11 protein-coding genes are annotated in these 11571 nt (G+C 68.7%); 6 read left to right on the top strand and 5 right to left on the bottom strand.

Features of this window, described 5'->3' with window-relative positions; all coding sequences use genetic code 11:
• Positions 1-105: 105 nt before the first annotated feature.
• Positions 106-339 carry a hypothetical protein gene (locus tag AB5T46_RS13365; RefSeq protein WP_370564483.1) on the top strand — a complete coding sequence of 78 codons (234 nt, stop codon included), beginning with the start codon at positions 106-108 and terminating at the stop codon, positions 337-339.
• Between the two features lie 33 nt (positions 340-372).
• Here AB5T46_RS13365 and AB5T46_RS13360 read toward each other — a convergent pair whose 3' ends face one another.
• Positions 373-852: a YciI family protein gene (locus AB5T46_RS13360; RefSeq protein WP_370564482.1), complete on the bottom strand. Its 480-nt coding sequence runs from the start codon at positions 850-852 to the stop codon at positions 373-375.
• Positions 853-978: 126 nt separating this feature from the next.
• On the bottom strand, positions 979-2079 hold the full coding sequence (locus AB5T46_RS13355; protein ID WP_370564481.1) for a Gfo/Idh/MocA family protein: 1101 nt from the start codon (positions 2077-2079) through the stop codon (positions 979-981).
• A 158-nt stretch (positions 2080-2237) separates the two neighbouring features.
• On the opposite strand from AB5T46_RS13355, the gene rlmF reads away from it, so the two are divergent.
• Entirely contained in the window at positions 2238-3356 is a 1119-nt protein-coding gene (gene rlmF, locus AB5T46_RS13350) for a 23S rRNA (adenine(1618)-N(6))-methyltransferase RlmF (RefSeq protein WP_370564480.1), read from the top strand.
• An 82-nt stretch (positions 3357-3438) separates the two neighbouring features.
• Here rlmF and AB5T46_RS13345 read toward each other — a convergent pair whose 3' ends face one another.
• Entirely contained in the window at positions 3439-4494 is a 1056-nt protein-coding gene (locus AB5T46_RS13345; protein WP_370564479.1) for a DUF5694 domain-containing protein, read from the bottom strand.
• 372 nt (positions 4495-4866) lie between these two features.
• Here AB5T46_RS13345 and AB5T46_RS13340 point away from each other — a divergent pair, with 372 nt between their 5' ends.
• The 4 genes from AB5T46_RS13340 (at position 4867) to AB5T46_RS13325 (ending at position 9245) form a co-directional block, all read left to right on the top strand.
• The gene (locus tag AB5T46_RS13340) at positions 4867-5760 is read left to right on the top strand and encodes a DUF2268 domain-containing putative Zn-dependent protease (RefSeq protein WP_370564477.1); all 894 of its coding nucleotides are present in this window, start codon (positions 4867-4869) and stop codon (positions 5758-5760) included.
• A gap of 200 nt (positions 5761-5960) precedes the next feature.
• Complete coding sequence (locus tag AB5T46_RS13335; protein WP_370564476.1) at positions 5961-7037, top strand: alpha/beta hydrolase; 1077 nt, start codon at positions 5961-5963, stop codon at positions 7035-7037.
• Between the two features lie 245 nt (positions 7038-7282).
• Positions 7283-8383 carry an NAD(P)/FAD-dependent oxidoreductase gene (locus AB5T46_RS13330; protein WP_370564475.1) on the top strand — a complete coding sequence of 367 codons (1101 nt, stop codon included), beginning with the start codon at positions 7283-7285 and terminating at the stop codon, positions 8381-8383.
• 136 nt (positions 8384-8519) lie between these two features.
• Positions 8520-9245 (top strand): hypothetical protein, encoded by a 726-nt coding sequence (locus tag AB5T46_RS13325; RefSeq protein WP_370564474.1) that lies wholly within the window; start codon positions 8520-8522, stop codon positions 9243-9245.
• 110 nt (positions 9246-9355) lie between these two features.
• Here the strand turns inward: AB5T46_RS13325 and AB5T46_RS13320 are convergent, their stop codons facing one another.
• A complete protein-coding gene (locus tag AB5T46_RS13320; protein WP_370564473.1) occupies positions 9356-10027 on the bottom strand; it encodes a YceH family protein in 672 nt (223 codons plus the stop codon).
• Between the two features lie 134 nt (positions 10028-10161).
• Positions 10162-11214 carry a serine hydrolase domain-containing protein gene (locus AB5T46_RS13315; RefSeq protein ID WP_370564472.1) on the bottom strand — a complete coding sequence of 351 codons (1053 nt, stop codon included), beginning with the start codon at positions 11212-11214 and terminating at the stop codon, positions 10162-10164.
• Between the last annotated feature and the right edge of the window lie 357 nt (positions 11215-11571).

The following is an 11571-nucleotide window of genomic DNA, read 5'->3' as shown; positions in this document are numbered from 1 at the left end:
GCCGGATCGGCCGTCGGCGGATGTTTTCGCCTATCGCACCCGCTGGAAAGTACCGGCGGCGGCGACGCCAAACCCGAACCTACAGTCGCTGTCCCAATGGCCGGCGTGCGTTTCGAGCTCTACCGAACCCGGCGCGAACGTCGCAGTGACGACGCGCCGGCCGGCGGTGATGCGTACCGGGAAGTCGCGCTCGGCGCACCGTTGCGCGGCAGCCTCGCATCGACCTCCGTGGAACTCGCCGACGGCGGTTGCCTGCGCGATTTCCGCCTGGTGTTCCGCGACGGCCGCACGCTGATCTACCCGCCGTCGACATCTGCCGCTACAGCCGCCTGCGTTTGACGGCGAAGGACGGCAAGCAGGACAGGCGAGCGCTCAGGGCGCCTTCGCCGCGATCTTCGCGTGGATGTCCGGGATCATCACCGCGGCCGCCGAGCCGTACCAGCGGTGATACTCGGCGATCATCTCGCCCTGGACGATGACCGGATCGGTGTCGGTGAGGCGGCGGGCCTCGTCGAGGTCGTCGACGGCCAGCAGGAAGAGCCCGCGCCAGCCGGCCGGGTCCTCGGAGAACGGGCCGGCCAGCACCAGCTTCCCCTCGTCCGACAGCCGCTGCAGGTTGGCGAAGTGGCCGGCGAACATGGCCTTGCGCGCCTCGCCGTCGGGCACCCGGGTGGGCCCGGTCTTGAGGATCACCAGCACGTAGCTGCGCATGCCCAGCTCGTCCGCGCCCAGGCGTTGCGCGAGCGCGGCGTCGTGGATCGGCGGTTCCGGCGCTGGCGCCTGCGCCCGCGCCGGCACCGAAGGCAGCAGCGCCAGGCTCGCGGCCAGCAGGAACAGGTGAATGGCAGGCATGACGAACTCCGGGCGGACACCTCCGGCAAGCTTACGCCCGGCGGGGCCGCTGCGCAGTCCCCCGACGCCAGCGACCGCTACGGTCACCGCGGCCAGGTGAACCTGGTCCGAGTTCCTTCGTCTTCTTCAGGCGAGCGGTACCGCCGCCCCGGTCCGGGCGGATTCGTAGATCGCCTGCATGATGCGCACGTCGCGCAGGCCTTCCTCGCCCGGCACCTTGCTCGGGCGGCCTTCGAGGATGCACTGCGCGAAGTCGTCCATCTCCGCAGCGAACAGGTCGATCTCCGGGAACCGGATCTCCTGGCCGTCGCTGCGGCGGCCGTGGTTACCGTTATAGAAGAACGCCGGATCGAGCTCGAACCAGCCACGCTCGGCGTTCACGCGCATGTTCTGGATGCCACCGGCCTTGTAGCTGGTGCTGCAATGGGCAACGACGCCGCCCGGGAACCGGGTGGTCCAGACCATGCTCTCGTCCACCTCGGCGAACTTGGCCGGATCGGTTTTCGTTTCCAGGGCGGACACCACCACCGGCTCCTCGCCCGTCAGGTAGCGCGTGGCCTGCAGCGCATAGATGCCCACGTCCATCAGGGCGCCGCCGCCGGCCAGGTCGCGCTTGAGACGCCACTGGTCCGGGCCACCGACATCGATGCCGAAGCCGGCCTCGATGATGAACGGCGCGCCGAACACCTGCTCGCGCACCAGGCGGATGCACTCCAGATGGTGCGGGTCGTACTGGCAGCGGTAGGCGGTGCCGAGCAACCGCCCGGCGTCCTTGCAGGCGTCGATCATCTGCCGGCAGCGCTCGACCGAGACCTCCAGCGGTTTCTCGCAGAACACGTGCTTGCCGGCCGCGGCGGCCCGGGTCGCATGCTCGGCGTGCAGCGCATTGGGCGTGGCCACGTACACCACGTCGATGCCCGGATCGTCGGCCATGCGGTGCATGGTGTCGTAGGAATACACGCTGCCGGCGGGAACGCCGTACTTCGCCATGTACGCCTCGGCCTTCGCCGGCGTGCCGGTCACCAGGCCGGCCAGGCGGCAATGCCTGGTCCTGGCGAGCGCCGGCGCGATCTGGCTCTCGCTCAGCCGTCCCAGCCCGCAGATCGCGAACCCGAGCTTCCGCGATTCCTGCGCCCGGGCGCGGGTGGCGCTGGTGCTGATGAACGGAGCCGTCGCGATCGCGGCGCTGGTCTCGGTCAGGAACCGGCGGCGGGACAGCTTGGCCATGGTCGGTACTCCCGTAGCGTGGTTGGGGGAGCGCTACCGGCGGACCGGCATGCCTGCATGATGGCGATCGCTGGCCGGTATCGGCTGCAATTTCGCGCAGCCCCCAGTGTCGTCAAGATCACCCGGATTGCCAACCGGGGTCGGAGTCGATCCGGACCGTGACCGCTGCACGACCGAAGCACCGCCGGGAAGAAGCGCTGGACCGCGAAAGATCGATGGGCCGCGCAAGTCACTGCTGCACGGATCACCGAAAGCAGTATTCTGACCCTGTTCGTTTCATCTCGCGTCCAGATCGGCACATGAAGCCTCCGCCCGAAAGACCTGCCAAGACGCGCATTCCGCTGCACCCCCGCAACCGCCACCAGGGCCGGTACGACTTCACGCGGCTGACGCGGGCATGCCCGGCGCTGTCAGGCTTCCTCGTCACCACGCCCGCGGGCGACACCAGCATCGACTTCGGCAATCCCGACGCGGTGCGCGCATTGAACCGTGCGCTGCTCGAACTCGACTACGGCATCGCGCACTGGGACATCCCCGATGGCTACCTGTGCCCGCCGATCCCGGGCCGCGCCGACTACCTGCATGGGCTGGCCGACCTGCTGGCCGAAGACAACGACGGGACCATCCCACGCGGGCCTGCGATCCGCGTGCTCGACATCGGCGTGGGCGCCAACTGCATCTACCCGCTGCTGGGCCACGCCGACTACGGCTGGCGTTTCGTCGGCACGGAGATCGACGCCACGGCAGTGCACGCGGCCGCCGCCATCGTGCAAGCCAATGGCCTTGGCGAGGCGATCGAGCTGCGCCACCAGCCCGCGCGCGGGAGCCTCTTCGCAGGCGTGGTACGCGACGACGAGCGCTTCGACCTGAGCCTGTGCAACCCGCCGTTCCATGCATCCGCGCAAGACGCCGCGCGCGGCAGCCAGCGCAAGTGGCGCAACCTCGACAGGCTCCCTGCCCCGACGCACGCATCCACGCCGTCGCCGCTGAATTTCGGCGGCCAGGCCCACGAGCTGTGGTGCACCGGCGGTGAAGCGTCGTTCGTGCGCCGCATGGTCCGGGAAAGCGCCGGCATCCAGGGCCAGGTGCTGTGGTTCAGCACGCTCGTCTCGAAGTCCGAGCATCTTGCCGACGTACACAAGCAGCTGCGGAAAGCCGGCGCGCGGGACGTGCACGAGGCGGCCATGGCGCAGGGCAGCAAGCAAAGCCGGTTCGTCGCCTGGACGTTCCTGGATGCCGGCCAACGCCGGGCGTGGCGGGAAAAGGGGCGGAGTTAATTCATCGCACCTGCATCCGTGGGGTTTCCTGACCTGCACAGTCGCGCTCGCGACGATACCGGCCAACGGCGGCACAGACCGATCACTTCAGTACCTGCTCCGCGTCGACGATCTCCACGCCCTGCATCTGCCCGAGCCAGCTGTCGAACCACGGCTTGTGCGAGACGCCGACGATCGACAGCACGCGTGCGCGGGGGTGCTCTCGGAAGGCCTCGCGGATGTTGGCGACCATGCGCAGGTTTCGGGTTTCCCAACCCGCGACCCATATCTGCGGGTAACCCTGCGGCGACTTCGCCCGCATGGCCGCGCCGGCATTGACGTCGGCGAGCACCCTCAGGTGTTCCGGGTGGTTGATGTAGCGGTACAGCGGCAGCAGGTCATGGCCTTGTGACAGGGCTTGTTCCTGCTCCTCCCGGGCATTCAGTTCGGCCCTTCCCGCATCCCAGGCTTGCTGGATCGCCTGGCCGAACGCCTGCACATCCGCGACGTCGATGTTGTCGCCGGTGTGGTTGTCGACGGCATGGACCCGCTGCAGGCCCAGTCGCGCTGCCAGGCGCGCGCCCATCTGGTAGTTCTCGTTGTTGCGTGCTGCCAGCTGGTTCAGCGACGCCACCAGCGCATCGTCCAGCCCATCGCCCGCACGGCGCTCGGATTCGGGCAGTTGCAGCCATTGCACGAGTGCGGACGCCCGATCGTTGCCCGCCAGGAACAGCGCGGCGAGGTGCCGCCGTTGCCCGGGCGCAGGCTGCTCGGGCCAGGCCTCGAGCGTCCTGTTCACTTCGGCGATGGCAGCGGGCACGTCCAGCCCGGTCGCGGCCTTCGCCGCGTCGGCATCGGCACAGTAATCGCTCCCGTACACGGTGGGATGCCGGGCGGCGAGATCGCACTCCTCGCTGGAAATCGCTTCGATGGTGATGACGTCCGGATTGAACGCGGCAAGCCGGTCCAGCACCGGGTCCAGCGACTCGGGCCGGAAGCCCTGCGGCATCCCGCTCAGATGCACCGTGCCCAGCACCAGTACCTGCGCACGCGGCCCGGCCATGTCCCGGTCGAGCGCCGTCAGATCGACCTGCGCCTGGACCACGGCCGGACCCGCCAGCACCAACAGCCAACCCAACTTCGCCCATCGTTTGCTCATGCACGACTCCCCGGAACGCCTATTCGAAGCCCGATCTTTGCAGAGCGAGGCCAAGTATGCCCGTGGCATTGGACATGGTGCCCTCCCGCCGCGGCGGTAGCTGACGGGTCCAGCCAACAACCACCTTTCCTCAGCAAGTGAACTTCGTTCCGTTCCATCGGCAATCCGATCCGTGGATGCGGGTAGAATTTCCCGTCGACGACTCGTCAAGCTTGCGATCGCGATCAGAGTTGGCTTTTTCGACCCGGCCTTGGAAAATCGGCGCCGGACTCTGTTCTTTCTGCACCGGTGACTGCGCACAAATGAACCCGACCTCATTAGTTCACCCCGTTGCTCGCGCTCGCTGTGTTGGCTTGTGCGACCCGACCGGCGTTGGCGCAGGATGCGCCCGCGGCCGGCGCGGGCGCGGCGACATCGCCGGCCGTCGTGATCGAGGACGTGGAACGCTTCTATCGCATCTACGACGACGCCGCCGGCAAGCCCACCGCCGAGCAGTTGCAACGCGACTACCTCGATCCGGGCTCCGAAGGCCTGCACCAGTTCGCCAAGCGGCGCGACATCACCGGCGCCAGGATCTCCGACACCCTGGGCAAGCGGCCGGACCTGTATGCCGATGCCAAGCGCTGCATGCGCGTGTTGCCGCAAGTGCGGCAACGGTTGAGCCAGGCCCTGCACACGCTTGGCGAACTCTATCCCGAGGCGGACCTGCCGCCGGTGACGATCGCGGTCGGCCGCGGCAAGCCTGTGGGCATTGGCTATCCCGACACCGGGCTGCAGATCGGCCTCGAGGCCTTGTGCGCGGTGGAGTGGCTCAATCCCGACGTGGAGGATCGGTTCGTGCACGTGATCGCGCACGAGTACGCACATGTGCAGCTGGCGCCGGAAACGGCCAACCTCGAACAACCCACGGTGCTCGAGCGCTCGCTGGTCGAAGGCGCGGCCGAGTTCGCGGCCGAGCTGACGTCCGGCAAGGTCGCATACTCGCACTTCGATGCGCTGACGCGTGGCCGCGAGTTGGAGATCGAAACCGCGTTCAAGGCCGACATGGACAAGACCGACACCAGCGCGTGGCTCGACAACAGTAGCGTGGAGAAACCGGGCGACCTCGGCTACTGGGTCGGCTACCGGATCGTCAAGGCCTACTACCGGCGCGCCTCGGACAAGCGCCAGGCGCTGCGCGAAATCCTGCGGATGCAGGATCCGAAGGCCTTCCTCGCAGAGAGCGGCTGGTATCCCGGGATCCGGCTCCAGGAGAAGGGACGCTAAGGTCGCGCCATGCCCCGCCCGCTCGGCCGGGCGCGCAGGCCACCGTCCGCCGGCGCCGCCGGAAATCGGACTCGGCCCCCGATTTTCCCCGGTCTCGACCCTGAACGGCGAGCGTTCTGTCATCACAGTGTCATTGTGCTGCGATAGTGCCGCGCGTGACGTACCCGGTAGCCTGCGCGGCCGTTCCCGAGTGATCCGTGATGCTGCGCTTTGCCGTACTGCTCGCCGCCTGCCTGCTCGCCGCGGGCTTCTCGTCATGGCCTGGACTGCCCGCCGCGCTGGCCGGGCACCTGGTCGCGCCTGGCGGGACATCCCCGTTGTTGCCGGCCGAGCGCATCGACGCCGCGCTCGCGCGGCTGCCGGACCGGAGTGGCCGCGTCACCACCCGGTCCGGCGTGCCGGTGTTCTGGCGCGCGATCGACCCCGGCGACTATCGACTGCGCGCGACGTGGCCGCGCGGCGAGGCGCACGGGAACACCTTCCCCACGCTCGACTTCGACGTGCCGACGGTGCCCGCGCCGACGCCGCGCGGCACTGTGGTGCTGCTGCACGGGTGGATGATGAACGGCGATTCGCTGCTGCCATGGGCACTGCGCCTCGGCGAGGCCGGATACCGCACGATCGCGATCGACCTGCGCAACCACGGCCGTTCCGGCCATGCGCCGTCGGGCTACGGCACGCGCGAGGCGACGGACGTGACCGAGGTGGTGGCCGCGCTGCGCACGCGCGGCGAGATCGTCGGGCCGCTGCACGTGCTCGGCGTGTCCTACGGCGCGGCCACCGCGATCTTCGCCGCCGCCGATCCGCGCCTGCGGGCCGAGCGCGTCGTCGCGCTGGAATCGTTCGCCGTCGCGGGCACCGCGATCCGCGACATGATCCCGCACATGCTCGACAACGGGCCCGCCACATGGAACGAGCGGCTGGCACGGCGATGGATGCACTGGCGACTGGACGATGCGGTGCTGGACGCGGCGATCGACCAGGCCGGTGCGACGCTGGACCTGCCGCTCGACGCCGTCGATGTCGGCGCGGCGCTCGCGCAGGCGCCCTGTGCGCTGCTGGTGCACGGCGACGCCGATCGCCACGTACCGGTCGCGCATGGCCGCGCACTGGCCGCCGCGGCCCCGCATGCGCGCTATCTCGAGATGCCGGGCGAGGACCATCTCAGCCTGCCGATGCGGCTGGACGTGCTGGCACCGATCGTCGTCGACTGGTTCGACCGGCCGGCCTGCCCCGGATCGATGCTGGCCGGGACAGCAGGCACCGAAGCCGATTGACCCAGCCAGCGACCACTCCCAGGTGATCGTCTCGCGGAAACCTCCACCGCCGTAGAGCGGAGCTTGCTCCGCTGCCCCAGGCTCCGGAGCCCGCGCCGAGACGGCAGCCGAGCAAGCTCGGCTCTACAGGTCGTGCGGAATCCGCGTCTGACGGCCCCTGTGACTTCAAGTTCGCTTCACATTCCCTCCGTCACGGCTTCGCATCGCACCGATACCGTCCACGACGTTCCTTCCCCGGAGCGCCAATGGACAACGCGACCCCCTCCTCCACTCCCGATGTCATCGTGGTGGGCGCCAGCTTCGCCGGCGCCGCCTGCGCCATCGCCGCCGCGCAGCGTGGGTTGCGCGTGTGCGTGCTCGAGCGCAAGCACGATCCCGGCGAGAAACTGCGCACCACCGGGATCATCGTGAAGGAAGCCGCCGAGCAGACCCTGCTCAACCGGATTCCCGCCTCGATGACACGACGCATCGAGGAGGTGCGCCTGTACGCACCGAGCCTGAAGCAGATCGCCCTGGCCGCGCCGGGCTACTACTTCCTCACCACCGACACGCCCGCCGTCATGCGCTGGCTCGCCGGGCAGCTGCGCGCGCACGGCGTGGACCTGCGCCTGGGCAACGCGTTCACCGCCGCCGAACGCACCACCCACGGCTGGCAGGTGAACGGCACGGGCGCCACGCGCTATCTCGTCGGCGCCGACGGCGCGCGCTCGCGCGTGGCCCGGGCATGCGGCCTGGGCGAAGTGCGACAGTTCCTCTACGGGATCGAATACGAGTTTCCCGGCGCCACCCTCGCCCGGCCCGGGGCGCTGCACTGCTTCATCAGCAAGCGCTACGCGCCCGGCTACATCGGCTGGATCGCGCAGAGTCCCACCGGCGTCCAGGCCGGCCTGGCGTTGCGTCATGACCCTTCGAACGCGCGCGTGCCCGACATCGACGGCTTCCTGTTGCGCGTCGGCCGGGCGGGCGGGCTGCCGCGCCATCTCAGGCCCGGGCACACCCGTGCCGGACTGATCCCGTGCAGCGGCCCCGTGCTCGACATGACCCGCGATGGCGCCATCCTCGTCGGCGACGCCGCCGGCATCGTGTCGCCGGTCACCGCGGGCGGCATCCATTCCGCGTGGGAGCACGGCTGGAGCGTCGGCCGCGCCATCGCCGCACACCTGCGCGACGACGGACCGCCGCCGGAACGGGTCGCCGTCGAGGCCGCCCCGCGCTTCCGCGCCAAGCGCGCCCTGCGCTGGGCGTACGACCGCCTGCAGTTCGACTGGCCCTTCGACCTGCTGCTGCACTCGCCGCCGTTGCGCTGGGCGGCGGAGCAGGTGTACTTCCACAAGCGAGGAAGTTGAGGCCGGGCGGGCCCGCCTCGCAGAGCTTCGACATGGCGGAGCGAGGAAGCGGGAATGGTTCACGCTCCCGCAGTTGCAACCACCCCTGTTTTCGCCACGCTATCCTGTACGCCCAGCGTCGGGCGAGGTCCGCAGCATGAGGGCGATGCATTTCCAGTGGGCGGGCCTGTGCGTCTGCCTGTTCCTGGCCACGCAGATCTTTCAGGGCCTGTGCCTGCTGGTGTGGTTGCCGCCCCCGGACTCGGCGGCGGCGGCGCTCGGCAACCGCCTGCACCTCCTCGACGTCGCACGCCGCCTGGCCGTGCTCGGCGGCCTGTTGGCCATGGCGGTGCCCTACGCGGTGATTGCGCTCGATCGGTTCGCGCGCATGCCGGTGGCGTCCCTGCTCGGTCTGGTGTTCGCGCTGTTCTTCCTCCTGCTCGAGCTGCTGCACCGCGGGCTCGACCTTGCCATCGTCAGCCAGGAGTGGGCCGTGCAGTTCGCCGCGGCCACCGACGCCGCGCAACGCGAGGCCCTGGAGAACCGCTTCCGAAGCTGGGAATCCGCGACACGTGGCATCTATCTGCCATTGCTGCTGTCAGGACTGATCGCGTGGACCTGCTATGCCATCGCCACCTGGAACGGCGACGGCGAGCGCTGGTCGCGACTGGCGGCGATTGCGTTCGCCGCCAATGCGGCGCGCGTCCTGGCGCGTATCCTGGTCGCCTACGCAGGAGCCACGTGGCTGTCGTTCACCGGCGGGCTACACGTCTACCTCGTCTTGACGATCGCCATCTATGGCGCATTGGCCGTGTGGCTGTTCCGCCGGGCCGCCGGCGTGAAAGAAAGCGCCCCTCCCGCGGCGGCGCCAGGCGCCTCGTGATCCGACGCGGAAAATGCCCTGCCATGCCGTCCGCAAGTCCGACGCGGCATATTCCATAAGTGTTGACAGGTGAGTCCCAGGTATCCGCCGGCACGCCGGCAACCGGCGTTTCAGCCGCCGTCGGATCCTGCACGCAATTCCGTGACCCGTTCGCGCAACTCCGCCACTTCGGCCTCCAGCGCCAGCAAGCGCGCCTCCACTGTCGAGGCCGGCGTTTCGGTCGGGGTGCGCGCCGGCGCGCGCGCGGCGACGGCATCGATGTCCACCGGGCCCGACAGCAGGTGGGCGTAGCGATCCTCACGCTGGCCGGGGCCGCGCGGCACCAGCACGGCCAGGGCGGGTTGCCGCTGGCCCAGGCGGTCGAGGTGATGGCGCACGTCATCGGCGTCGGTGAACTTGCACAGGCGCTCGCTGCGCGCCAGCAGTTCGTGGACGGTCTGTGCGCCGCGCAGCAGTAGCAGGCCCAGCAGCACCACCTGCTGCTGGGGCAGGCTGAAGCAGGCGCCGGTGCGGTGTTCGTAGCGTTCGGCGCGCGTGGAGAACACCTGCTTGGCCAGGCCCTTCTGCTCCAGCTGGCGCAGGGCGTGGTGCACCGCGCCCGGGTCGAGCGCCATCACCGGCTCGCGTGCGGTCTTCTGGTTGGCGGCCGATTGCGCGGCGTTGACGGTCAGCGGGTAGAGATCGGGCGTGGTCGCTTCCTTTTCGATCAGGCAGCCCAGCACGCGGGCTTCCTCGGGCGACAACACGGGCGTTTCTGCGCGTTCGACGTGATCGGATTCCATGAGCGTTGGCGCCTTCTGACCAGGGCACGTATTGAACACGCCGTGGACGCACGCTGCAATCGCGGATACGTGAACCTGGCCCGTCACTGATGACTGGGGTACCGCAATCGGCGGAAACGGGGACGGTCGATGGCTTACCTGTCCACCACCATTTCACGTAGCTCTTCCATGTCGGTGAGCCTGCCCTGGCTCGACTTGTCCAGCAGCACCAGCCAGCCAAGTTGCCCCAGACGCCGGCCGGTATCGTTCCTCACCACGATCACCAGATCGTTCCGCGGGTCCACCAGCATGAACTGCCCGCCCCAGCCGGTCGCCCAGTAGGTTCCCGTATCCGCATCGAGGCTCCACAGGTAGCCGTACCCGTCCAATGGCTCGCGGTCGGTGAGTTCGGAGTACTCCCGGATCGATTCGGCGACCCACTCGGCCGACACCAAGGCCTCTCCCGCCGGATCGCGCCCTTCCCGGAGCATCATCTGCCCGACACGAGCGAGATCCCGCGCCGACATGAAGATGGTGTACTGGTCATGCTCCGAGGCGTCGGCGGCCTGGTAGTAGAAGTGGCCCGCCTCGAAATCCTGAAACCCGAGACGGTCGGCCAAGGTGCGCATGCGGTGCTCGGGCGGCGCACCGGTGCTTTTGGCGAGCACGGTCCCCAGCACATTGAAATCCCAGTTGTTGTAGTAGTAGTGCTCGCCAGGCCTGTACTGCCCGCGCCGCGGCCGCATCGCCTTCATGTCGGCCGTCTCGCCGGCCGCTTCGATGTAGATGCCCGACCTCGCCTTGAGCAGATCCGCGACCGTGGCCGTACCCTCGATATCGGTCAACGGCATCAGCGCATCATCGATGCGGAGGTCCGCCAGACTGTCCGTCACCTCGAGCTTGCCTTCCAGAACGGCCATCCCGATCAGCACGCTCATGATGCTTTTCCGGACCGAATGGGTGTTGATCGGCAAATGCGCCGCGCCATGCACGAACAGCACTTCGTCCGAAGACGCGACCACCAGCGCATCGATGGTTTCGCGGGACTCGGCAAACTCCGTCATTGCCCGCGTGAGGTCCGCTTCGAACATCGACTGCGGCTGCGCCGGCGCTGCCTTCGTGCCGGGCACCAGCGGATAGAACATCGCCAAGCCGGACAAGGCGAGCAGACCGGCGGCCGCCACGAGGACGATCTTCAAGATTTTCATGTCGTGAAATCCCCGTATCGAGTAGCGCCGCGCCCAACCGGACGGGCCGAAGCAGCTTGCACGCCGTCGCGACGAGGGACCAGCGGGATGCGACGAAACCGGACAACAGCCGACCGAGCACCCGAAAGCGACGATGGACCGCCAACATCCGGGCCGGGACCGGTATTGCGTGCTGGTGAAGACTGCCTGCTACCGACCCGGCGCAACATCGCCGCAATGGCCTCGCAGTTCCGGAGCAAGAATCGGAGAGCCGGATCGAGGCCGAGCGGGAACACTACGGCGAGTTCAATCGACCGGATGATCAAACATGACATTTACCAATACGCTCGGCGCGGCCCTCGCCACGATGGTCTGCGC

The organism is Luteimonas salinilitoris (assembly GCF_041300785.1).
GTDB lineage: Bacteria > Pseudomonadota > Gammaproteobacteria > Xanthomonadales > Xanthomonadaceae > Luteimonas > Luteimonas salinilitoris.
Note: the sequence above shows the minus strand (reverse complement) of the source record. Positions and strands in the feature narration are given on the sequence as shown.

Coding starts and splice junctions, on each gene's coding strand:
- AB5T46_RS13360 (WP_370564482.1), bottom strand. CDS start 852: ATGCCTGCCATTCACCTGTTCCTGCTGGCCGCGAGCCTGGCGCTGCTG.
- AB5T46_RS13355 (WP_370564481.1), bottom strand. CDS start 2,079: ATGGCCAAGCTGTCCCGCCGCCGGTTCCTGACCGAGACCAGCGCCGCG.
- AB5T46_RS13345 (WP_370564479.1), bottom strand. CDS start 4,494: ATGAGCAAACGATGGGCGAAGTTGGGTTGGCTGTTGGTGCTGGCGGGT.
- AB5T46_RS13335 (WP_370564476.1), top strand. CDS start 5,961: ATGCTGCGCTTTGCCGTACTGCTCGCCGCCTGCCTGCTCGCCGCGGGC.
- AB5T46_RS13330 (WP_370564475.1), top strand. CDS start 7,283: ATGGACAACGCGACCCCCTCCTCCACTCCCGATGTCATCGTGGTGGGC.
- AB5T46_RS13325 (WP_370564474.1), top strand. CDS start 8,520: ATGAGGGCGATGCATTTCCAGTGGGCGGGCCTGTGCGTCTGCCTGTTC.
- AB5T46_RS13320 (WP_370564473.1), bottom strand. CDS start 10,027: ATGGAATCCGATCACGTCGAACGCGCAGAAACGCCCGTGTTGTCGCCC.
- AB5T46_RS13315 (WP_370564472.1), bottom strand. CDS start 11,214: ATGAAAATCTTGAAGATCGTCCTCGTGGCGGCCGCCGGTCTGCTCGCC.